Origin of the sequence: Allgaiera indica (genome assembly GCF_900106675.1) — a bacterium.
Classification (GTDB): Bacteria; Pseudomonadota; Alphaproteobacteria; order Rhodobacterales; family Rhodobacteraceae; genus Acidimangrovimonas; species Acidimangrovimonas indica.
The window spans coordinates 17,033-39,302 of sequence record NZ_FNOB01000022.1; the positions used below are offsets into that span (position 1 = coordinate 17,033).

Below are 22,270 nucleotides of genomic sequence, written 5' to 3' on the forward strand. Positions count from 1 at the left end.
GGCGGCGTTTGGCCGGACCCTAGCCCTTGCCCCGCGCAATGGCCAGATATGAGTTTTCCCGGCTTTCCATTTCCGCTACGGTCGCCGCCGATCAACCGTGGTGGAGAGGCGAAACGTGTCAAGATTCGACAGATACATGCTGTCGCAACTCATGGCGCTGTTTGGATTCTTCTCGCTGATCCTGGTGCTGGTCTACTGGGTGAACCGCGCCGTGCTGCTGTTCGACCGGCTGATCGGCAACGGCCAGACCGCGCTGGTGTTCTTCGAATTCACCGCCCTGACCCTGCCGAACGTGATCCGCATGGTGCTGCCGGTCTCGGCCTTCGCGGCCTCGGTCTACGTCGCCAACCGGCTGGGGAACGAAAGCGAACTGGTCGTGGCGCAATCGGCGGGAATGTCGTCCTTTCGGCTGGCGCGCGGGGCGCTGGCCTTCGGGGTGATCGTGGCGCTGCTGATGGCGGTGCTGGTGCATGTGCTGGTGCCCGCCAGCCGCACCGTGATGGCCGAGCGCCAGGCCGAGATGAGCGCCAATGTCTCGGCCCGGTTCCTGACCGAAGGCAAGTTCCTGCATCCCGCCGAAGGCGTGACCCTGTTCATCCGCCACATCACCCCTGGCGGCGAACTGCAGGGCCTGTTCCTGTCCGACGCGCGCACCAAGGGCAGTCGCACCACCTATACCGCCCAGCGCGCCCTTCTGGTAAAGACCAACGGCCACCCCAAATTGGTGATGTTCGACGGAATGGTGCAGCGCCTCGACCTTCAGGATCGTCGGCTTTCGACCACGACGTTCAAGGATTTCACATATGACATCAGCGGGTTGATAAGCGATACCCGCAGCCCGACCGTCAGCCTGCATGCGCTGAGCACCTGGGCGCTCCTGCATCCCACGCCCACGCGGATCAAGACGACGGGCGAACCGGCCTCGGCCTTCCTCTACGAGGCCAACAGCCGCATCGCCGAGCCGCTGAACGGGCTGGCGGCGGCGCTTCTGGGCTTTGCGGCGCTGCTGATCGGCGGGTTCAGCCGTTTCGGCGCCTGGCGCCATATCCTGTTCGCGATCGCGCTGCTGATCGTGATGCAATTGCTGATCAACGGCGCAGCGAACCTGGCCGAAAAGAATCCGGACCTGTGGATCCTGGCCTATGTGGCCCCCGCCTACGGCCTTCTGACTTCGGGCATGCTTCTTTGGTGGTCGCAACGCACCCGTCGGCGCCCGCGCGAAACCGGCCCGCGCGGCCAGAGGGCCGCGGCATGAGGCTTTCGCTCTACATCGCGCGCAAGTTCCTGATCGCCTTTGCTTCGGTGCTGGCGATCTTCGCGCTGTTTCTGATGCTCCTGGACATGGTCGAGCAGATCCGCCGTTTCGCCGGCGACAATGTCAGCTTCGCCCAGGCCGCGGGGCTGGCGGCGCTGAACGTGCCGGGCAGCCTGTACCGAATCCTGCCGCTTGTCGTGATCCTGGCCACGCTGGTGCTGTTTCTGGGCATGGCGCGGACCTCGGAACTGGTGGTGATCCGCGCCGCCGGGCGTTCGGCGCTGCGCTGCCTGCTGGCCCCGGTGGTGACGGCGCTGATCATCGGCATCCTCGCGGTGGCGGTACTGAACCCGATCGTCGCCGCCACCTCTTCCGAATACGATGCCCTGCGCAGCCATTACACGAAAGGCAATGAAAGCGTGCTGTCGATCAGCCGCGAAGGCCTGTGGCTGCGTCAGGGCGGCCCCGGCGGCCAGACGGTGATCCGCGCGGCCAAGGCCAACACCGACGCCACCGTCCTGCACGATGTCAGCTTTCTCAGCTTCGGGACGACAGGCAATCCCACGATGCGGATCGAGGCACGCAAGGCGCAGCTGGAACCCGGCGCGTGGAAGCTGTCCGACGCCAAGATCTGGAGCTTCGGGGCCGGCGCCAATCCCGAACGGCAGGCCCGCTTCGCCAAGACGCTGACGCTGCCCTCGGACCTGACGCGCAGCCAGATCCGCGACAGCTTCGGCGCGCCTTCGGCGGTTCCGATCTGGAAGCTGCCGGCCTTCATCCAGCGGCTCGAAAAGGCCGGCTTCTCGGCCCGGCAGCACCGCGTCTGGTTCCAGATGGAACTGGCGCTGCCGCTGCTGCTGGCGGCGATGGTGCTGATCGGGGCGGGCTTTACCATGCGCCACACCCGTTTCGGCCGCACCGGTCTGATGGTATTGCTGGCGTTGATGTCCGGTTTCGCGATCTTCTTCCTGCGCAACTTTACCCAGGTGCTGGGTGAAAACGGCCAGCTTCCCGTGGCGCTTGCCGCCTGGAGCCCGCCGGTCGCGGCCGTGCTGCTGGCGCTGGGCTTTCTTCTGCATCTGGAGGAAGGCTGATGGCCCGGGCCGGTTTGCGGGCAGCTCGGCTGGCCCCGGCGCTGCTGGCGGCGCTGACGGGCACGGCCCCGGGCGTCGCGGGCGCGATGCAGACCGGCACCACGCCCGCCGGGCAAGGCCAGGCCGCGCAAAGCACCCAGGGCCCGGCGTCGCTGGTGGCCGACAAGGTGCAGGTCGAGGGCAACCGGCGCCTGATTGCCGAGGGCCATGTCCTGGTGACCTATCAGGGCGCCCGGCTGCAGGCGGCGAAAGTGATCTACGACAAGGCGAAGGACCGCCTTGCCATCAGCGGGCCGATCCACCTGACCACCGCCAACGGCACCGTCCTGATGGCAAGCTCGGCCGATCTTTCGCCCGATCTGCGCGACGGGATCCTGCGCAGCGCGCGGCTGGTGCTGGACCGTCAGCTGCAACTGGCGGCGGCGCAGATCAACCGCGTCGGCGGGCGCTATACCCAGATGACCAAGACGGTGGCTTCGTCCTGTCTGGTCAGCGACAGCAACCCGACGCCGCTGTGGGAAATCCGCGCCAGCCGCGTGGTGCATGATCAGCAAAGACGCCAGCTATACTTCGACAACCCGCGCTTCCGGCTGTTCGGCGTGCCGATCTTCTATCTGCCGCGGCTGCGCATCCCCGATCCGTCGCTGAAACGCGCCACCGGTTTCCTGCTGCCAAGCTTCGGCAATTCCTCGCTGCTCGGCTTCGGCGTCTCGATGCCCTATTTCATCGCGCTGGGCGACAGCCGCGACCTGATGCTGACCCCGTTCCTGGCGACACGCAGCACGACGCTGAAGTTCCGCTATCGCCAGGCGTTGCGTAGCGGCGGCATGGAATGGAACGGTGCGGTCAGCCACGACAAGGTGCGCGGCGGCGGATTGCGCGGCTATCTGTTCGCCAACGGGGACTTCGCGCTGCGCGACGGCTACAGGCTGCGCTTCAATATCCAGACGGTATCCGACGCCGCGTATCTGACCGATTACGGCATCAGCAACATCGACCGCCTGCAAAGCGATATCGAGTTGAGCCGCACCCGGCGCGACGATTATTCCAGCGCCCGGCTCTATTCCTTCCACTCGATCCGTGCCGGCGACAACAATGCCACCCTGCCCGGCGTGGTCGCAGGCTATACCCGCATTCACCGCTTCACCCTGCCCGGTCTCGGCGGCCAGGGCAGCCTCACCTTCGACAGCTTCGGCCTGCTGCGTACGTCGAACCAGGACGTGGTCGGGCGCGACGAGGCCCGCGCCTCGATCCGGCTCGACTGGCGCCGCAGCTGGGTGATCGGGCCGGGGATCGTGGTCTCGGCCCTGGCGCGCACGACATCCGACCTATACGCGTTCGCCCAGGACAGCCAAGTCCCCGGCACGGTCGCGCGCACCATCCCGGTCGGCGCGGTCGAGCTGCGCTGGCCCCTCGTCAAGGCCGAGCGCGGCGGCGGCAGCCAGGTGTTGGAGCCGATCGTCCAGCTGATCGTCAGCCCGCGCAACGTGCCCTCGGTGCCCAACGAGGATTCGACCCAGCTTGCCTTCGACGCGGGCAATCTGTGGTCTCTGGATCGCTACCCCGGCTACGACGGCATCGAATATGGCCCCCGCGCCAATGTCGGGTTGCGCTGGACCCGCTATTCGGCCTCGGGCTGGACCCTGGGGGCGGTTGCCGGGCGGGTATTCCGGCTGCAGGCGAGGCAGGGGTTCTCGGCCGGATCGGGCCTGGGCGGCGCGCGATCCGACTGGTTGACGGGGGTGCGGCTGGCTTCACCCCATGGACTATCACTGACCGGGCGCGCGATCTTCAACGACCAGTTGACCCTGGCGCGGTCCGAGGCCCAGCTGGGCTGGACCACGCGAAAGGTGACACTTGCCACAAGCTATATCTGGATGGTCGCGGACCCGGCCGAGAACCTGCCCACCAACACATCGGAATGGGCGCTTGACGCGAATTGGAGGGTCAGCAGCCGCTGGACCGGCCGGGCCAGCTGGCGCTACGACTTCCAGGCCGACCGCGCGACCAGCGCCGGCCTCGGCCTGAACTGGCACAACGAATGCCTGGGCGTTGATCTTTACCTCTCGCGTCGCTTCACTTCCTCGACTAGTGTAGCGGCGACGACAAATCTGGCGCTGTCGGTCGATCTGATCGGAATTGCGGGCCGGGCGGTGTCGGGCGACACCGGCACCTGCGGCGGCTAGGCGCGGACAGATGAACACGGGAACGGACGAGCAGAACGGACCGACCATGCGACTGACGACGATGCTGATGACCGCCTGGATGTGCCTGGCGGGGGCGATGGTGGCGCTGCCGGCGGCGGCCCAGGGCGTGGGAGGAGCCTTCGCCCCGGTGCTGATCGTGAACGGCTCCCCGATCACGGGTTATGAGCTTTCCCAGCGCGAGAAGTTCCTGCAACTGCTGAACGCGCCCGGTGACATCGGCAAGCTGGCCGAGAAGCAGCTGATCCAGGACCGGTTGCAGCTGCAGGCCGCGAAAGAGAACGGCATCGACCCGAGCAAGGCCGAGATCGACGCCGGGATGAAGGAATTCGCCGGCCGCGCCAAAATGACGACCGAGCAGTTCGTCGCGGCCCTGGCGAAGGCCGGCGTGGCCGAACAGACCTTCCGCGCCTTCGTGCACGCGGGCGTCGCCTGGCGTGACCTGGTGCGGGCCAAGTTCGGCGCGGATCTGAACATCTCGAATGCCGATCTGGACCGGGCGCTGTCGCTTGCCGCCCAGCCGCGCGGAACCCGGCTCTTGCTGTCCGAGATCCTGCTGCCCGCGACGCCACAGTATTTCGCCCAAAGCGCGGCGCTGGCTGAACAGCTGGCCCATACGATCAAGACGCCGGCGCAGTTCGCCGCCGCCGCGAAACAATATTCCGGCTCGCAATCCGCGGCGCGGGGAGGCCGGATCGACTGGGTGCCAGAGGCAAACCTGCCGCCCGCGGTGGCCGGTGCCCTCAAGGGGCTGAAGCCCGGGCAGGTCACCTCGCCGGTCAAGCTGCAGAACGCGATCGGCCTGTTCCTGTTGCGCGCGGTCGGGGAAATGCCGCGGCCCGCGCCCTCGAAGGTGACGGTGAAATACGCGCAGTACCTGATCCCCGGGGGCCGCACCCCCGAGAACCTGAAGATCGCTGCCGGGATCGCGGCGAAGGTGGGCGATTGCAACGACCTTTACGGCATCGCCAAGGGCAAGCCCGAGGGCACCCTGACCTTCACCACGCAGACCGTGCCGCAGGTGCCCTCGGACATCGCGCTGCGCCTGGCCACGATGGACCAGAACGAGATCGCCACCGATCTGACGCGGAACGGCGATCTTGATGTCTTGATGCTGTGCACAAGGCGTCTGACCGTCGCCGAGAAGGCCGATATGGGCGATATCCGCAACCAGTTGGCGAACCAGCGCCTGGCCGGTCTGTCCGAGGCCTATCTCGCCCGGCTGCGGGCGGACGCCTTCATCCGCCGGCCCTGAGAGCACGGCCATGTCCGCCCCCCTGCCAATCGCGCTAAGCTGTGGCGACCCCTCGGGCATCGGGCCCGAGATCGCCGCCAAGGCCTGGGACCAGCTTCGCGCCCGTCTGCCGCTGCTTTGGGTCGGCGACCCGCGCCATCTGCCGCGCGGCACCGCGCACCGCGAAATCGACAACCCCGCCGACGCCGCGCATTGCGCCGCCACCGCGCTGCCGGTCTGGCCGGTGCGGTTCGCCGCCGAGGCGCGCCCCGGTGATCCCGATCCGGCCAACGCCGCCGGGGTGGTCGAGGCGATCTCGACCGCGGTCGCCCTGGTGCGGCAGGGCCGCGCTCGGGCGCTTTGCACCGCGCCGATCCACAAGAAGGCACTGCGCGACGGGGCGGGCTTTACCTATCCCGGCCATACCGAATTCCTGGCCGCCCTGGCCGGGGTGCCGCGGGTGGTGATGATGCTGGCCTGCCCCGAGTTGCGTGTGGTGCCCACGACCATCCATATCGCGCTGGAACAGGTCCCCGCCGCGCTGACGCCCGAGCTGCTGCGCGACACGATCCGCATCACCCATGCCGCGCTGATCCATGATTTCGGCATTCCCGCGCCACGGATCGCGGTGGCGGGGCTGAACCCGCATGCCGGCGAAGGTGGGGCGATGGGGCGCGAAGAATTGGATATGATCGCGCCGCTGATCGCCGATCTGCGCGCCGAAGGGTTGGCGCTAAGCGGTCCCCTGCCGGCCGACACGATGTTCCATGCCAAGGCGCGCGCGGGCTATGACGCGGCGGTCTGCATGTATCACGACCAGGCGCTGATCCCGATCAAGACGATCGACTTCGCCGGCGGCGTCAACCTGACCCTGGGGCTGCCCTTCATCCGCACCTCGCCCGATCACGGCACCGCCTATGACATCGCCGGCAAGGGTGTGGCGGACCCGGCCAGCCTGATCGCCGCCCTGAAGATGGCCGACGAGATGGCCAGGCTGCGCGGCTAGCGCCGGGGATTTCTCGCCCCCGTCGCCATTGCCGGCCGGAGTTTCCGATGGCTGTGCCGCTGGTCCGAGCACGATTGGCGACGCCGCGGAGTATTTTTCCCAAGGTGAAGGCCCAGGGGGGCTTTCTTCTTTGTTCCGGCGGAAATATCCCGGGGGTATGGGGGCGGAGCCCGCATGACAGAAGGAAACCCGCGTGAGCGCGATTGACGGACTGCCCCCCCTGCGCGAGGTGATCGCCGCCCATGGCCTGAGCGCGAAGAAGCAGCTGGGCCAGAACTTCCTGCTGGACCTGAACCTGACCGCCAAGATCGCGCGGCAGGCCGGCGATCTGACCGGATGCGACGTGCTGGAGGTCGGGCCCGGACCGGGCGGGCTGACCCGCGGGCTGCTGGCCGAAGGCGCGCGGCGGGTGCTGGCGGTCGAAAAGGACGCGCGTTGCCTGCCGGCGCTGGCCGAGATCGGCGCGGCCTATCCGGGGCGGCTGGAAGTGGTCAATGGCGACGCGCTCAGGATCGACCCGCTGGCGCATCTGACGCCGCCGATCCGGGTGGTCGCCAACCTGCCCTACAACGTGGGCACCGAATTGCTGATCCGCTGGATGACCCCCGCCCAGTGGCCGCCGTTCTGGGAAAGCCTGACGCTGATGTTCCAGCGCGAGGTGGCCGAGCGCATCGTTGCCCGTCCCGGATCGAAAGCCTATGGGCGGCTTGCGCTGATGGTGCAATGGCGCGCGGAGGCGAAGATCGTCATGCAGCTGCCGCCCGAGGCCTTCACGCCTCCGCCCAAGGTGTCGTCCGCCGTGGTGCTTATCACGCGGCGCCAGGCGCCCAGATTCGAGGCCGACGCGGCGGTGCTGGCGCGGCTGACGGCGGCGGCCTTCAATCAGCGACGCAAGATGCTGCGCTCCAGCCTGCGTGGCCTGGCCCCGGATATCGAGGCACGGATCACCGCCGCCGGGCTGAAACCCACCGCGCGCGCCGAAGAGATCCCCCTGGAAGGTTTTTGCGCTCTGGCGCGGGAACTTTCCCGCGCCTGACGTCGCAGTGACCGCGACGGCCTTATTCGGCGGCCGAGGATTGCTCGGATGCGGGCGGGGTGTTGCCGTCGCCGTCGGCCTGGGCCGCTGCGGATTTGCGCGGCTTGCGGGGCCCTCGGGCACGGCGCGGCTTGGCCTCGGCCGGTTTCTCGCCGGTCTCGGGCTGCGTGTCATCCCCCGAAGCGACCGGTTCGGACGCAGAACCTGCGGAATCTTCGGTGCGGAAGACCGGTTTGCGCGACTTGCGCTCTTCCGGGGTTTCGACCAGCGCGCTATCGCCTTCGGACACGTCGATCACATCCGCCGCGTCGCCCTTGCCGCCCGTCTGATCCGGGGCTTGCCCCCCAGCCTGGGCGGCATCACGATCGCGCCGATCACGGGGGTTCTGACCGCCAGATTGGCCGTTATTCTGGCCATTGTTCTGGCTGCCTCCCTGACCGCCGTTCTGGCCATCCTGCTGATCACGGCGGCTTTCCTGATCGCGCGCCATTTCACGCTGCGCCTCGCTCAACATCCTTGCGTAATGCTCGGCGTGTTGAAGAAAGTTCTGCTCGGCCACCCTGTCGTTCGACAGTTGGGCATCACGAGCGAGGATCTGGTATTTCTCGATGATCTGCTGCGGCGTGCCGCGCACCTTGCCTTCGGGTCCCGAAGAATCGAAGACCCGGTTGACGATGTTGCCCATCGAGCGCGGGCGGTTCGACTTGGAACGCGAACGGGATTTGCTTGATCTCATGTTTACTTTGTTTCCTGCCTTGCAGGGCTTGACCCGAACCTCGCGGGGGCCATGATTTCAGGCGCCTTTGCGTGGGTGGTCCGGCTTTGGGGCTTTCCGGCCGGGGGACGCGTAATACGTCCGCCCGCAAACCGTGCGTCCGAGTAAGCATGACAACGCCGACAGGGCAAGCGGAATCTACCAAAAAGCCGAGATGTCCCCCGTTTCGCCGGCAGCTGTGGCACGAAACCGGCAAATTCTAGGGCTTTTCACCCCGCACCACGCGGTCCCGGCCGTCCAGATCGCGCAACACCGCAACCCCGGCCAACCCTGCGTTTTCGAACATCCGCGCGACGGCGCTACCCTGGCTTGCACCGATCTCAACGATCAGCCGCCCACCGGGCAACAGGCGCTCGGGCGCAGCACTTGTGATGCTACGGTAGGAATCTAGGCCATCGCCGCCCGGGGTCAAGGCAAGCCAGGGCTCCCAGTCGCGGACCTCGGGCGCGAGTGCCTCCATCTCCTCGTCGGCGATATAGGGCGGGTTCGAGACGATCAGATCGAATTGCCCCGTCACGCCGTCTAACCAGTCGGCGCGCAGGAACGCGGCCCGCTCGGCCACGCCCAGCGCCGCCGCGTTCGCCGCCGCGACCTCCAGCGCCGGGGCAGACAGGTCGGTGCCCAGGCCCGTGGCCTTGGGACGTTCCGCCAGCAGCGCAGCCAGGATCGCGCCCGAACCGGTGCCCAGATCGACGACGCGGGTGAACGGGGCGGCCAGGGCCTCGGCCACCAGAACCTCGGTCTCGGGGCGCGGGTCGAGCACATCGGGGGTGACGCGGAAGGCATGGCCCCAGAACAGCCGCGTACCAAGGATCTGGCTGACCGGCTGACGCGCCGCGCGGGCCTCGATCATCAGCGCGAAGCGGGCAGCGGCACGGGGCGACAGCGGGTCGGGCAGGTGCAGGCTCAGCCGGTCGGGGGGCAGATCCATCGCATGGGCCAGCAGGCGGCGGCTGTCGCGGGCGGGATCGGCGACCCCGGCGAGGGTGAGGATCTCGTTGGCTTCACGCAGGGCCTGGGCGGCGGTGCGGGTGCTCACCCTTCCATCTCGGCCAGCTTCCGCGCCTGATCGTCGGCGATCAGCGCGTCGATCACCTCGCCCAGATCGCCGGCCATGATCTGATCGAGCCGGTAGAGCGTAAGGTTGATGCGGTGGTCGGTCATCCGCCCTTGCGGGAAGTTGTAGGTGCGAATGCGCTCCGAGCGGTCGCCCGAGCCGACCTGGCTTTTGCGGCTGGCGGCGCGTTCGGCATCGGCGCGGGCGCGCTCCATCTCGTAGAGGCGGGCGCGCAGCACCTGCATGGCGATGGCGCGGTTCTGGTGCTGGGATTTCTCGGACGAGGTCACCACGATGCCGGTCGGGATATGGGTGATCCGCACGGCCGAATCGGTGGTGTTCACATGCTGGCCACCGGCGCCCGAAGCGCGCATCGTGTCGATGCGGATGTCGGTGGCGGGGATGTCGATGTCGACCTCTTCTGCCTCGGGCAGCACGGCGACGGTGGCGGCCGAGGTGTGGATGCGTCCCCCGGCCTCGGTTTCGGGCACGCGCTGAACACGGTGGACGCCGGATTCGTATTTCAGCCGGGCGAAGACGCCTTCGCCCGAGATCAGCGCGGTGACCTCCTTGATGCCACCCAGTTCGGTCTGGCTTTCCTCGAGGATCTGGAATTTCCAGCCCTGCGCCTCGGCGTGGCGCTGGTACATGCGCAAGAGGTCGCCGGCAAACAGCGCGGCCTCCTCGCCGCCGGTTCCGGGGCGGATTTCCAGGATCGCGGGGCGCGCGTCGGCGGCATCCTTGGGAAGAAGCGCCAGGCGCAGGGCCTGCTCCATCTCGGGGATGCGGGCTTTCAGGCGCGGCATTTCCTCTTCGGCGAGCGCGCGCATCTCGGGATCGGCGAGCATGGCCTCGGCCTCGTCCAGATCGGCAAGCGCCCGACGGTAGGCGGCGATTTCCGTGACGATGGGCTTGAGGTCGGCATATTCGCGGCTGAGCTGGGCGATCTCGGCGGGCGCGGCGCCAGCCGAGAGCTTCGCCTCGAGGAACTCGAAGCGCTGCGTGATCTGGGCGAGTTTGTCCATGGGCACCATGGGCGGGGTTTGGCGAGATTGGCGGGCGTGGTCAAGGGTGGATGACACGGCGGCGGGGGCGCTGCCCCCTGCCCCCCCGGAGTATTTCGGCCAAGATGAAGGGCTAGGGGGTGGCGAGGGCGTTCAGCCAGGCCTTTAGCCGGGTGCGGTTCACGCCGAAGTCGGATTTGCCGAAGCGGGCACGGGCGAAGGCGGCGAAGGTGCTGTTGGTCCCCTCTGGCAGCACCTTGATCGAAGTGAAATCGGGAAAGCCCCAGATCCGCGAGCGAGTGATGTAGGTCATCTCGCCCTGTGCGGGGCTTCCGGCGAGCAGGCGGGTGCGCGGCCAGCTTCGTGCGATCGCGTCGATCCTGCGGGCCAGGTCGGGCGCGCTGACAGGGTAGATCGGGGCGGCCTGATCGCCGTTTTCGGGCCGGATGAGATAGCCGTTTTCCATCCCCGGGTGGCCGGCGACCAGCGGGTTCACCGCCCAGTCCGTGGCCGGATTCGGTGCGAGGCGCACCCAGAGTGCCGCGAGGGCCGCCGCCAGCAGGATGAGGCCGAGGGCCCAGCGGATCATTTGCGGCGCGTCCAGCCATAGAGGCAGATCAGTTCCATGGCCACATGGGTGCCCATGATCGCGGTGGCGCCGGTGGTGTCGTAGGGGGGAGAGACCTCGACCACGTCGCCGCCCTTCAGGTCGATCCCCGCCAGGCCGCGCAGGATCGCCGCCGCCTGGGCCGAGTTCAGCCCGCCCCACACGGGTGTGCCCGTGCCCGGCGCGAAGGCGGGGTCGAGCGCGTCGATGTCGAAGGTCAGGTAGCAGGGCGCGTCGCCTACGATGGCGCGCACCTTGTCGGCCACCGCCTTCGGACCGGTTTCGTGCACCTCGGGCGCGTCGATCACGTTCACGCCGAGGAAGTCGTCGTTATGGGTGCGGATGCCGATCTGGACCGATCGCGAGGGATCGACGAGGCCTGTCTTCACCGCCTTGTAGAACATCGTGCCGTGGTCGATGCGGGTCATGTCGTCATCGGGCCAGGTGTCGCTGTGCGCGTCGAACTGGATCAGGCTGATCGGCCCGTATTTCTCGGCATAGGCCTTGAGGATCGGGAAGCTGATGTAATGGTCGCCCCCCAGCGTCACGCATCCCGGCCCGGCGGCCAGGATGCCCCGGATATGGCCGGTCAGCGTGTCGGGAAAATCCGCGACCTTGGCGTAGTCGAAGGCCAAATCGCCGTAATCGACGATCGACAGCTCATCGAGCGGCGAATAACCCCAGCCGTAGGGCGGATCGAAGGGTTGCAGCGTGCTGGCCTCGCGGATGGCGCGCGGGCCGAAGCGGGTGCCGGGGCGGTGCGTCACCGCCTGATCGAAGGGCACACCGGTGATCGCCAGATCCACCCCGGCCAGATCCTTCGTATAACGCCGGCGCAGGAACGAGGGCGCGCCGCCGAAGGCGTTTTCGAAGGCCAGGCCGCGCGGGTCCTGCCGGGTGAACGCCGTGTCGACCTGTGTCTTCGCGTCTTCCAGTGCCATCCGCCGCTCCATTGACCTTTGCGCCGGCGCCACCTTAGCTGAGGCATCCGCGGGCGCCAGCCCTTCCGGCCGTGCCCAGCCCTGCCTTCCCCGCCCCTTCGGGCCCGCGCCGTCAAGGAGACGCCATGAAACGCCTGTACGAAGCCGAGGCCTACACCCCCGACTGGCCCGATAGCCACTGGCGCCGCACGCTTCCCCTGCCCGCGCCTGCGCCAACACTGAAGGGCCAGGCGACGGCAGAGGTGGCGGTGATCGGGGCGGGCTATGCGGGACTGTCGGCCGCGCATGAGTTGGCCACGCGATTCGGCGCCGATGTGGCGGTACTGGAAGCGGTGCAGCCGGGGTGGGGCGCCTCGGGGCGCAACGGCGGCTTTTGCTGTCTGGGCGGCTCGAAGCTGAGCGACCGCGCCATCATCCGCCGCGTGGGCGAAGCGGGCGCGCGCGCCTTCCTGGCCTTTCAACGCGCGGCGATCGAAGACGTGGCGGCGTTCCTGGACAGCCACGGAATAGACGCCCGCCAGGGCCCCGAGGGCGAGACCTATCTAGCCCATTCACCCGCCGCCTATCGCGAACTGGCCGCGGCGGCCGCGGCCGATCCTTCGTCCCGGCTGATCCCCCTCGAAGGCTTGGCGGAAGCCGGCCTTGCCGGACCCGTCTTCCATGGCGCGCTGCAGGTGGCCCAGGGCTTTGCGCTGCATCCGCTGGCCTATGTCGAGGGGCTGGCGCGGGTCGCGGTGGCGGCGGGCGTGCGGATCCATGGCAACAGCCCGGTGCTGCACCTCGCCCCCGAGGGCGGCGGCTGGCGGCTGGACACGCCCGAGGGCAGCCTGCACGCCAAACGCGTGCTGGTGGCGACCAACGGCTATTCATCCGAAGATCTGCCGCGCTGGCTGGCCGGGCGCAGCCTGCCGGCGATGTCGTCGATCATGGTGACCCGGCCGATCAGCGCCGAGGAGCGCGCGGCGCAGGGCTTCACCTCGGCGCTGATGGCCGCCGACACCCGCACCGCGCTGCATTACTTCCGCCACCTGCCCGACGGGCGCTTTCTGTTCGGGATGCGCGGCGGCACCTCGGCCGCACCCGCCGCGATCGCGACGACCCAGGCCCGGGTGCGATCGCATTTCGACGCCATGTTTCCGGCCTGGAACGGGGTCGAGACCGAAAGCCGCTGGTCGGGTTTCGTCTGTCTGACCGGATCCCTGGCGCCCTTCGTGGGCCGGGTGCCGGGGGCCGAGGGATTGTTCGCCGCCCTCGGCTGGCACGGCAGCGGCGTCGCGCCCGCCAGCCGGGGCGGGCGGCTGGCCGCGCAGCTGATCGCGGGCGCCGCGCCCGAGATCCCCGCGTTGATGGCCGCGCCGCCGCGCCGCTTTCCACTGCCCGCCTTCCGCCGCACGGCGTTGGCTGCGGGCTATCTGGCGGCGGATCTGCGCGACGGCGCGCTTTCCCCCGCGGGCCGGCGGTGATGCGCCGGGCACCGACCCCATTGACCCGGACGCCGTCGCGCGGCATGACCGGACGATGCTGATCTTCAAGATATTCCGCCGCCCCGAATGGGATGATTTCCGCGCCAAGGGCCAGACCCTGGGTGCCCCGATCGATCTGGCCGATGGCTTCATCCATTTCTCGACCGCCGCCCAGGTGGCCGAAACCGCGGCCAAGCATTTCGCCGATGAAAGCGACCTGGTCCTCGTGGCCTTCGACCCGGACGCCCTCGGCCCCGAATTGAAGTGGGAGCCTTCGCGTGGCGACGCGCTGTTCCCGCATCTCTACCGCCCGCTCAGCCTGCCCGAAGTCGTCTGGGACAAATCCCTGCCGCTGGGCGCCGCGGGCCACATCTTTCCCAAGGGCATGCTGTGACCGCGGTCGAGCGGCTCGGGCTGTGCGCCCTGCACCGGCTTGACCCCGAGCGCGCGCACGGGCTGTCGCTGACGGCGCTGCGCGCGGGGTTGGTGCCGCTGCCCGGCTGCGTCACCTCGGCGCGGCTGAAGACCCGGATCGCCGGGCTGGACCTGCCGAACCCGGTCGGCCTGGCCGCGGGGTTCGACAAGAACGCCGAGGCGCTGGCGCCGCTGGCGCGCGCCGGTTTCGGCTTTCTCGAGGTCGGCGCCGCCACTCCGCGCCCGCAGCCCGGCAACCCGCGCCCGCGTCTGTTCCGCCTGTCCCAGGACCGCGCCGCGATCAACCGCTTTGGCTTCAACAACGACGGCGCCCAGGCGATCGCCGCGCGCCTTGCCCGCCGGCCCCGGGATGCGGTGATCGGCCTCAACCTCGGCGCCAACAAGGACAGCGCCGACCGCGCCGCCGATTTTGCCCAGGTGCTGGCCAGCTGCGGCGCGCATCTCGATTTCGCCACCGTCAACGTCTCGTCCCCCAATACCGAGAAACTGCGCGATCTGCAGGGCAAGGCCGCGCTCTCGGCGCTGCTGGCCGGGGTCTTGGCGATGCGCGATTCACTGCCGCGCAAGATCCCGGTGTTCCTGAAGATCGCCCCGGATCTGACCGAGGCGGAGCTGGCCGATATCGCCGAAGTCGCGCTGAATTCGGGCATCGATGCGGTGATCGCGACCAACACCACGCTGGACCGCACCGGCCTGCACGGCCCCCACGCGCAAGAGGCCGGCGGCCTTTCCGGCGCGCCGCTGTTTGAGCGTTCGACCCGGGTGCTGGCGCGGCTGTCGGCGCTTACCGACGGCGGGCTGCCGCTGATCGGCGTGGGCGGCATCTCGAATGCCGAACAGGCCTATGCCAAGATCCGCGCCGGCGCTTCGGCGGTGCAATTCTACACCGCGATGGTCTACGATGGGATCGGCCTCGCCCCGCGGATCGCGCGCGGGCTGGATGCGCTTCTCGCCCGCGACGGCTTTGCCAGCGTGGCCGAGGCCGTGGGCACGGCAAGGAAGGAATGGCTATGACCCTGACCATCTGGCACAATCCGCGCTGCACCAAGTCGCGCCAGACGCTGGCACTGCTGGAAGCGCGCGGCCTGACGCCCGAGATCCGCCGCTACCTCGACGCGCCCCCCACCGAGGCCGAAATTCGCGCGGCGCTGAAGGCCCTTGGCCTGCCCGCGATCTCCCTTCTGCGCAGCAAGGAGTCGCTCTTTTCCGACCTGGGCCTCACGACGGACAGCTCTGACGAGACCCTGATCGCCGCGATGGCCGCCCACCCCCGGCTGATCGAGCGCCCGTTGGTCTTGCACGGCGACCGTGCCGCCCTTGGCCGCCCGCCGGAATCGGTTCTGGCGATCCTTTGACCCATTCATTGTTCTACAAATACGCCCCCGGCGCTCAGGCCAGGGCCCGCTCCAGCGCCGGATAGCGGCGCCACAGCGTCACCGCCCGCGCCAGGTTCAGCACCAATAGCCCGGCCCAAAGGCCGTGGTTGCCGAAGACCGGCACCAGCGCGGCCAACGCCAGCGCATAGATCGCAACGGATATCGCCATCGCGTTGCGCATCGCCGCGGTGCGGGTCGCGCCGATGAAGATCCCGTCCAGCATGTAGCTCGCAAGGCTGATCAGCATCGCCGCCACCACCCAGGGCAGATAGACCCGCGCCTCCACCTGCACCTGCGGCGCCTTGGCCATCAGGTCGATGATCGCCGGCCCCGCCAGCCAGAATCCCGCCGCCATCAGCGCCGCCGCCAGCAGCGCCCATTGGCTGGCCAGCAATGCCGAGCGCCTCAGCCGCGGGATCGAGCCCGCGCCCACCGCCTGCCCGACCAGGGATTCGGCCGCGAAGGCGAAGCCGTCAAGCGCATAGGCCGCGATTTCAAGGAACTGCATCAGCACCTGGTTGGCCGCCAGCGTCACGTCCCCGAAACCCGCGCCGAGGAAGACGAAGCTGGTGAACGAGGCCTGCAAGAGCACCGAGCGCAGCATGATGTCGCCGTTCACCGCCAGCATCCGGCGCAGCCGCACGCGGTCGAACACCCGCGCCCAGTCGCGCCACTGTTCGCCGGCGAAGGCCGCCCGGCACAGCCACAACCCCAGCGCAAGGCCCGTCCAATCCGCAACCAGCGTGGCAGCGGCCACCCCCTTCACGCCCCAGCCAAGGCCCAGGACGAACCACAGATCCAACCCCACGTTCAGGGTGTTCATCCACAGCTGCACCACCAGCACGCCACGGGTGCGTTCCAGCGCGATCAGCCAGCCGGTAACGGCATAAAGCGAGATCGTCGCCGGCGCCCCCCAGACCCGGATCGACAGATAGTCGCGCGCCAGCGCCTCGACATCCGCGGAAGCCGGCGCGATCTTGAACGCCAGCCAAAAGAGCGGCGCCTGCGCCAGCACGAAGACCAGCCCCGCGCCCCAGCCCGTCAGCAACGCCCGCATCAGGATCGCGCCGGTTTCCGGCAGGTCGCCCGCGCCACGGGCCTGCGCCACCATTCCCGAGGTGCCCATGCGCAGGAAGCCGAAGATCCAGAAGATCGCGCTCAGCACCACGGCGCCCAGGCCCACCGCCCCGATCGGCGCGGCAAGGCCCATCTGCCCGACCACCCCGGTATCGACCGCGCCGAGGATCGGCACGGTGGCATTCGACAGCAGGATGGGCAGCGCGATCTTCAGGACGCGCCGGTGGCCTATGTCAGCCATGACCGCCGGGCGTCTTCTCGGGCATCAGGAAATGCCCCGTGGCCTGGGCGAACAGCCGTGACCGGTTGTCCTGCCAGGCCTCGACATGGACGCTGGCATAGCGCCGGCCCGAGCGGTTCAGCCGCGCCCGCGCATAGGCGTCGCGCGGCAGGCCGGGGCGCAGGTAATCGACGGTGAAGTCGATTGTCTTGGGCAGTTGCGGCAGGTTCGCGGCGTCGACCGCCTTCGGATCAAGGCCGCCGTGCTCCATCTCCTCCCACAGGATCGACCATGACAATTCGACGATCGCGGCGGTTTCCAGGAAGGCCGAGGTCACCCCGCCGTGGATCGCGGGCAGGAAGGGGTTGCCGATCAGCTTTTCGTCGAAACGCAGCACCGCGGTCAGCTCGTCGCCGCGGCGATCGAAGCTGATGCCCAGAAAGCTGACATAGGGGATGCCCTGGGTCAGCGCCCGCAGCGCGCTGTCGCGGCGCTGCTTGATCACCTGCACGGGTTCCGGACGCGGGCGGCTCATGCCGGGGTCCCTGCCGGTTCGGCGCGCCGGTCGCCCTTGTCGCCGCTGTCGGCCGGGCCGCGTTCCACGGTGAAGGCGCCGGCGGCGGTGGCGAAGGGGCGGGCGCCGCCTTCATCCGTCGCGGTGACGCGCACGAAGGCGACCGTGCGTGTCATTTCATAGCATTCGGCCCGCGCGATGATCCGCCGGCCGGGCGTCGCCGGGCGCATGTAGTCGATGCGCAGGTCGATCGTCGCGGTGATCGCGGGGGCGACGGGATGACTCATCACCGCCGCGCCCGAGGCCGTATCCATCAGCGCCGATACCGCGCCGCCATGGATCACCCCGGTCGCGGGATCGCCGATAAAGCGCGGGTCATAATCCATGGCGATGATCGCCTCGCCGTCGCCCACATGCTCGATCCGCATGCCCAGCGCCTTTGCATGGGGAATCGCCTCGATGAACTGCCGCGCGATCCTTGCCTTGTCCGCCGTCATCCGCGTCCCTTCCTGCTCTGCCTCTGTTATTCGTCCTCTGCCGGCACCCCGCAACCCCCTTTTGCGGCTCCGCGCGTCGCGCGCGCGCCCAACGCCCGGCCAGGGTCTCGCGAGACCCGCGTTCGAGGCCCCCTTCCCCCGGGGCTTTCCGTTCCTTGCCACGCGTCCTATATCGGGTCGGACGCGCAGGGAAAGGGCAGAGCATGACCGACACACGCCACACGAAACTCCTGATCATCGGCTCGGGGCCCGCGGGCTATACCGCGGCGGTCTACGCCTCGCGCGCCATGCTGGGGCCGGTTCTGGTTCAGGGGATCCAGCCCGGCGGACAGCTGACCATCACCACCGAGGTCGAGAACTGGCCCGGCGATACCGAGGTGCAGGGCCCCGACCTGATGGTGCGCATGGAAGCCCACGCCAAGGCCATGGGGGCCGAGGTCATCTCGGACCATATCGAAAGCCTGGATCTGTCGAAGCGTCCCTTCACCGCGAAGGGCGGGCTTGGCACCTTCACCGCCGATGCGGTGGTCCTGGCCACCGGGGCGCAGGCGAAATGGCTGGGCATCCCCAGCGAAGAAAAGTTCAAGGGCTTCGGCGTCTCGGCCTGCGCCACCTGCGACGGCTTCTTCTACCGCGGCAAGGAAGTCGTGGTGATCGGCGGCGGCAACACCGCGGTCGAGGAGGCGCTGTTCCTGACCAATTTCGCGTCCAAGGTCACCCTGATCCACCGCCGCGACAGCCTGCGCGCCGAGAAGATCCTGCAAGACCGCCTGTTCAAGCACCCGAAGGTCGAGGTTCTGTGGAACCACACGGTCGAAGAGGTTCTGGGCACGGAAAACCCCGCCGGCGTAACCGGCGTGCGGGTGAAATCCACCACCGACGGCAGCACCAGCGAAGTGCCCTGCGACGGCTTCTTCGTCGCCATCGGCCATGCGCCGGCTTCGGAACTGGTCAGGGATCAGCTCAAGATGCAGCCCGGCGGCTATGTCTGGGTCGAGCCCGGCTCGACCCGCACCTCGGTGGAAGGGGTGTTCGCGGCCGGCGATCTGACCGACCACATCTATCGCCAGGCGGTCACCTCGGCCGGCATGGGCTGCATGGCCGCGCTCGACGCGGAACGCTGGCTGGCCGAGCAGGGTATGGCCGAATAGCTTCGCCTTCCACGACCGCCGCCAAGAACGGCCCGGCGCCACCCACACCCGGGGGGCGCGGGGCGCGTCCTGGCTTTGCACTCGCCCTGACGCGGCCGGGCGCGGCCGGTCGGCGATCATACCGCGCCGGGCAGGCTTGCCGCGGACGGCGGCACGCCGGGGCGGGATCGTGGCTTTGGTTTCCCGCGCCGGCCGACCCGGGTCACCGTCCCGGCCCCGTTGCGCGCGCGGGGATGATTTCCTCTGTTGTCACAACATGCCGATATTTTGGTCGTTTGTCCCGCCGATGCCTCGGCTTTACTTGAATCTCGCCATTTTTCCCGGATAAATCGCGCCGACACCCCATATTTCGGGGCCCGGTCCTAGCCAGAAAGTCTTACCCATGCAGCTTCCCAATCTCGCCCCGATCCCCGAACTCTATGTTTCCTACGAATCCGCGCAGAAACTGAAGGTCGAGGCCGGCGAGCTGCCCTCCTGGGACCTGACCCCGCGCCAGATCTGCGATCTGGAGCTTCTGATGAATGGCGGCTTCTACCCGCTGAAGGGTTTCCTGACCGAGGAAGACTACGACGGCGTGGTCGCGAACATGCGCCTCAAGGACGGCACGCTCTGGCCGATGCCGATCAACCTCGATGTATCGGAGAAATTCGCCGAGGCAATCGAGCCCGGCCAGGACATCGCGCTGCGCGATCCGGAAGGGGTGATCCTGGCGATCCTGTCGGTCACCGACAAATGGATGCCCGACAAGACGCGCGAGGCCGTGGGCGTCTATGGCGCCGACGATCTGGCACATCCGGCGGTGAATTACCTGCACAACACCGCGGGCAAGGTCTACCTTGGTGGCCCGGTCACCGGCATCCAACAGCCGGTGCACTACGATTTCAAGGCCCGCCGCGACACCCCGAACGAGCTGCGCGCCTATTTCCGCAAGCTCGGCTGGCGCCGGGTCGTGGCCTTCCAGACCCGCAACCCCTTGCACCGCGCGCACCAGGAACTGACCTTCCGCGCCGCGCGCGAGGCGCAGGCGAACCTGCTGATCCACCCGGTCGTGGGCATGACCAAACCCGGTGATGTGGACCATTTCACCCGCGTGCGCTGCTATGAGGCGGTGCTGGACAAATACCCATCGGCCACCACGACGATGAGCCTGCTGAACCTGGCGATGCGCATGGCCGGCCCGCGCGAGGCGCTGTGGCACTCGATCATCCGCAAGAACCACGGCTGCACCCATTTCATCGTCGGGCGCGACCATGCCGGCCCGGGCAAGAACAGCGCGGGCAAGGATTTCTATGGCCCCTACGAGGCCCAAGAAATGGTGCGCGCCCACCAGGCGGAAGTCGGCATCGAGATGGTCGATTTCAAGCATATGGTCTATGTGCAGGAACGCGCGCAATACGAGCCCGCCGACGAGATCGAAGAGGGCGTGACCGTCCTGAACATCTCGGGCACCGAACTGCGCCGCCGCCTGCGCGAGGGGCTGGAGATCCCGGAATGGTTCTCGTTCCCCGAGGTGGTGGCCGAATTGCGCCGTACCTCGCCGCCGCGCGCAAACCAGGGTTTCACGGTGTTCTTCACCGGCTTCTCGGGGTCGGGCAAGTCGACGATCGCCAACGCGCTGATGGTCAAGCTGATGGAGATGGGCGGGCGTCCGGTGACGCTGCTTGACGGCGACGTGGTGCGCAAGAACTTGTCGTCGGAACTGGGCTTTTCCAAGGAGCACCGCGACCTGAACATCCGCCGCATCGGCTTTGTGGCCAGCGAGATCACCAAGAACGGGGGTATCGCGATCTGCGCCCCGATCGCGCCCTATACCGCGACGCGGCGCGCGGTGCGCGAGGAGATCGAGCAATACGGCGCCTTCGTGGAAATCCATGTGGCGACCAGCCTGGAGGAATGCGAACGCCGCGACCGCAAGGGTCTCTACAAGCTGGCGCGCGAAGGCAAGATCAAGGAATTCACCGGGATCTCAGACCCCTACGAGGCGCCGGTACATCCCGAACTGAGGGTCGAGACGGAAAACGTCGATGTCGACAATTGCGCCCATCAGGTGCTCTTGAAGCTCGAGTCCATGGGGCTGATCAGAGGCTGAAACGACAACGGGGGCCCCGGAAAACGACCGCGCGGCCCCCTTTCATTGTTCCCCTAAATACGCAGGCCCGTCGCTTGGGCCCGCGCCGGTGATCAGAGCTTTCGCTCAATGCGCGCTGACCGGGGTCAGGTCGTTCTGGCGGGCCAGCGCGAAGGCCAGCCGCCGGTCGCGCACCAGCGCGATCCGCTCGCCGTCCGATCCGTGCACGGCGTAAAGTGTCTCCAGCCCTTCGGCCTGTTCGCGGATCTCTTGCGGCAGGGTCTCGACCGCGACAGGGCGGACGTAGACGATCGGGCGCCCGCCTGCCTGTTCCGGCCCGAATTCATATTTGGTATCCATGACGACCTCCTTCACCCTCGGCTGATCTGAATGGTCTGCACCTGCGTTTCGGGCAGCGACCGGCGCAGATTGATATGCAGCAATCCGTTTTCCAGCGAAGCCCCGGCCACCTCGACCCCATCGGCCAAGACGAAGCTGCGCTGGAAGGCGCGCGCCGCGATGCCGCGATGCAGGAAGACCCGCGCCTCGTCGCCCTCGACCTGGCGGCCGCGAATGATCAACTGGCGATCCTCGACGGTGATCGAGAGATCCTCGTCGCGAAACCCCGCGACGGCAAGCGTGATACGATAGGCGGTATCGCCGGATTGTTCGATATTGAAGGGCGGGTAGCCTTCGGTCCCGGCCTTGGCGCTGCGTTCGACCAATTGGTCGAGGCGCTCGAAGCCCAGAAGGAACGGATGCGAGGCAAAGCTCAATTTCGTCATCGATGGATGTCCTTGGCAGAAGCGACATATCCCGGGCCCCAATCGGGCACCCGTATAAAGGATATGGGAAGCTTTCCGGGGGCTTGCAAGGGCGTCGATGCTCGCCCGCGACGGCGGGCGGCGTAGCGACCGGGGCGCGAAGCTTTCCGCACGCGGGGCGAATGGCTATATGCTGACCAGGGGAATCACCACGAGACGACATTGGGCATGAATGGATCGAGCGAACTCGAAAACGAAGAGATCCTGAAATACGAGCTCGCGGTGCTGAAGCGCGAGCACCGCGACCTCGACGACGCGATTCATGCGTTGGAGCAGGCGGGCCGCGCGGATCAGCTGCGCCTGCGGCGGCTGAAGAAGCAAAAGCTGGTGCTCAAGGATCAGATCACGCGGATCGAGGACCGGCTGTTTCCCGATATCATCGCCTGAAACCACGGCAGCAAGAGGCATGGGCGGGGCGCTTGCCCCCGCGAC

General features: G+C 68.0%; 23 protein-coding genes. 13 read left to right on the forward strand and 10 right to left on the reverse strand.

The window, feature by feature from the left end:
- The first annotated feature begins 115 nt into the window (after positions 1-115).
- The 6 genes from lptF (at position 116) to rsmA (ending at position 7,829) form a co-directional block, all read left to right on the forward strand.
- Positions 116-1,255 carry an LPS export ABC transporter permease LptF gene (gene lptF, locus BLV97_RS16440; RefSeq protein ID WP_035838367.1) on the forward strand — a complete coding sequence of 380 codons (1,140 nt, stop codon included), beginning with the start codon at positions 116-118 and terminating at the stop codon, positions 1,253-1,255.
- On the forward strand, positions 1,252-2,349 hold the full coding sequence (gene lptG, locus BLV97_RS16445; protein ID WP_035838369.1) for an LPS export ABC transporter permease LptG: 1,098 nt from the start codon (positions 1,252-1,254) through the stop codon (positions 2,347-2,349). The genes lptF and lptG overlap by 4 nt, the downstream gene beginning before the upstream one ends.
- The gene (locus BLV97_RS16450) at positions 2,349-4,535 is read left to right on the forward strand and encodes an LPS-assembly protein LptD (RefSeq protein WP_051645844.1); all 2,187 of its coding nucleotides are present in this window, start codon (positions 2,349-2,351) and stop codon (positions 4,533-4,535) included. The genes lptG and BLV97_RS16450 overlap by 1 nt, the downstream gene beginning before the upstream one ends.
- Positions 4,536-4,545: 10 nt before the next feature.
- Positions 4,546-5,808 carry a peptidylprolyl isomerase gene (locus tag BLV97_RS16455; protein WP_081824899.1) on the forward strand — a complete coding sequence of 421 codons (1,263 nt, stop codon included), beginning with the start codon at positions 4,546-4,548 and terminating at the stop codon, positions 5,806-5,808.
- A 10-nt stretch (positions 5,809-5,818) separates the two neighbouring features.
- Positions 5,819-6,793 (forward strand): 4-hydroxythreonine-4-phosphate dehydrogenase PdxA, encoded by a 975-nt coding sequence (gene pdxA, locus BLV97_RS16460; RefSeq protein WP_035838372.1) that lies wholly within the window; start codon positions 5,819-5,821, stop codon positions 6,791-6,793.
- 193 nt (positions 6,794-6,986) lie between these two features.
- Complete coding sequence (rsmA, locus tag BLV97_RS16465) at positions 6,987-7,829, forward strand: 16S rRNA (adenine(1518)-N(6)/adenine(1519)-N(6))-dimethyltransferase RsmA (RefSeq protein ID WP_035838373.1); 843 nt, start codon at positions 6,987-6,989, stop codon at positions 7,827-7,829.
- 22 nt (positions 7,830-7,851) lie between these two features.
- Here rsmA and BLV97_RS16470 read toward each other — a convergent pair whose 3' ends face one another.
- The 5 genes from BLV97_RS16470 to speB form a co-directional block, all read right to left on the reverse strand.
- Entirely contained in the window at positions 7,852-8,565 is a 714-nt protein-coding gene (locus BLV97_RS16470; protein ID WP_092164155.1) for a DUF4167 domain-containing protein, read from the reverse strand.
- A gap of 238 nt (positions 8,566-8,803) precedes the next feature.
- Positions 8,804-9,643: a peptide chain release factor N(5)-glutamine methyltransferase gene (gene prmC / locus BLV97_RS16475; protein WP_035838375.1), complete on the reverse strand. Its 840-nt coding sequence runs from the start codon at positions 9,641-9,643 to the stop codon at positions 8,804-8,806.
- A complete protein-coding gene (gene prfA, locus BLV97_RS16480) occupies positions 9,640-10,695 on the reverse strand; it encodes a peptide chain release factor 1 (RefSeq protein ID WP_035838377.1) in 1,056 nt (351 codons plus the stop codon). The genes prmC and prfA overlap by 4 nt, the downstream gene beginning before the upstream one ends.
- A 103-nt stretch (positions 10,696-10,798) precedes the next feature.
- Positions 10,799-11,254 (reverse strand): DUF1499 domain-containing protein, encoded by a 456-nt coding sequence (locus BLV97_RS16485; protein ID WP_035838379.1) that lies wholly within the window; start codon positions 11,252-11,254, stop codon positions 10,799-10,801.
- Positions 11,251-12,213, reverse strand: a complete 963-nt coding sequence (speB, locus tag BLV97_RS16490; RefSeq protein ID WP_035838381.1) for an agmatinase — start codon at positions 12,211-12,213, stop codon at positions 11,251-11,253. The genes BLV97_RS16485 and speB overlap by 4 nt, the downstream gene beginning before the upstream one ends.
- Positions 12,214-12,338: 125 nt before the next feature.
- On the opposite strand from speB, the gene BLV97_RS16495 reads away from it, so the two are divergent.
- From BLV97_RS16495 to arsC, 4 genes are read left to right on the forward strand one after another with little or no spacing between them, the layout of a single operon-like run.
- Positions 12,339-13,676 carry an NAD(P)/FAD-dependent oxidoreductase gene (locus BLV97_RS16495; RefSeq protein WP_035838383.1) on the forward strand — a complete coding sequence of 446 codons (1,338 nt, stop codon included), beginning with the start codon at positions 12,339-12,341 and terminating at the stop codon, positions 13,674-13,676.
- A 55-nt stretch (positions 13,677-13,731) separates the two neighbouring features.
- The gene (locus tag BLV97_RS16500) at positions 13,732-14,070 is read left to right on the forward strand and encodes a DUF952 domain-containing protein (protein WP_035838385.1); all 339 of its coding nucleotides are present in this window, start codon (positions 13,732-13,734) and stop codon (positions 14,068-14,070) included.
- Entirely contained in the window at positions 14,067-15,125 is a 1,059-nt protein-coding gene (locus tag BLV97_RS16505) for a quinone-dependent dihydroorotate dehydrogenase (protein ID WP_092164156.1), read from the forward strand. Before BLV97_RS16500 ends, BLV97_RS16505 begins: the two co-directional genes overlap by 4 nt.
- Entirely contained in the window at positions 15,122-15,466 is a 345-nt protein-coding gene (gene arsC / locus BLV97_RS16510; protein WP_035838399.1) for an arsenate reductase (glutaredoxin), read from the forward strand. Before BLV97_RS16505 ends, arsC begins: the two co-directional genes overlap by 4 nt.
- Before the next feature lie 34 nt (positions 15,467-15,500).
- On the opposite strand, the gene BLV97_RS16515 is transcribed toward arsC, so the two are convergent.
- The 3 genes from BLV97_RS16515 to BLV97_RS16525 are packed head-to-tail and all read right to left on the reverse strand — an operon-like array spanning position 15,501 to position 17,795.
- On the reverse strand, positions 15,501-16,805 hold the full coding sequence (locus tag BLV97_RS16515) for an MATE family efflux transporter (RefSeq protein WP_035838400.1): 1,305 nt from the start codon (positions 16,803-16,805) through the stop codon (positions 15,501-15,503).
- Positions 16,798-17,319, reverse strand: coding sequence for a PaaI family thioesterase (locus tag BLV97_RS16520; protein ID WP_035838401.1), 522 nt, complete (start codon positions 17,317-17,319; stop codon positions 16,798-16,800). The genes BLV97_RS16515 and BLV97_RS16520 overlap by 8 nt, the downstream gene beginning before the upstream one ends.
- Positions 17,316-17,795 carry a PaaI family thioesterase gene (locus BLV97_RS16525; protein WP_035838403.1) on the reverse strand — a complete coding sequence of 160 codons (480 nt, stop codon included), beginning with the start codon at positions 17,793-17,795 and terminating at the stop codon, positions 17,316-17,318. The genes BLV97_RS16520 and BLV97_RS16525 overlap by 4 nt, the downstream gene beginning before the upstream one ends.
- Before the next feature lie 203 nt (positions 17,796-17,998).
- Here BLV97_RS16525 and trxB point away from each other — a divergent pair, with 203 nt between their 5' ends.
- A complete protein-coding gene (gene trxB, locus BLV97_RS16530) occupies positions 17,999-18,946 on the forward strand; it encodes a thioredoxin-disulfide reductase (RefSeq protein ID WP_035838405.1) in 948 nt (315 codons plus the stop codon).
- A 382-nt stretch (positions 18,947-19,328) separates the two neighbouring features.
- Entirely contained in the window at positions 19,329-21,035 is a 1,707-nt protein-coding gene (locus tag BLV97_RS16535; protein ID WP_035838407.1) for a bifunctional sulfate adenylyltransferase/adenylylsulfate kinase, read from the forward strand.
- Between the two features lie 105 nt (positions 21,036-21,140).
- Here the strand turns inward: BLV97_RS16535 and BLV97_RS16540 are convergent, their stop codons facing one another.
- Both BLV97_RS16540 and BLV97_RS16545 read right to left on the reverse strand, forming a co-directional pair.
- Complete coding sequence (locus BLV97_RS16540; protein ID WP_035838409.1) at positions 21,141-21,374, reverse strand: DUF1150 family protein; 234 nt, start codon at positions 21,372-21,374, stop codon at positions 21,141-21,143.
- Positions 21,375-21,385: 11 nt separating this feature from the next.
- Entirely contained in the window at positions 21,386-21,799 is a 414-nt protein-coding gene (locus BLV97_RS16545; protein WP_035838411.1) for an Hsp20 family protein, read from the reverse strand.
- A gap of 207 nt (positions 21,800-22,006) precedes the next feature.
- Between BLV97_RS16545 and BLV97_RS16550 the strand changes: the two genes are divergently transcribed.
- Positions 22,007-22,225: a YdcH family protein gene (locus tag BLV97_RS16550; protein WP_035838413.1), complete on the forward strand. Its 219-nt coding sequence runs from the start codon at positions 22,007-22,009 to the stop codon at positions 22,223-22,225.
- Positions 22,226-22,270 lie beyond the last annotated feature (45 nt).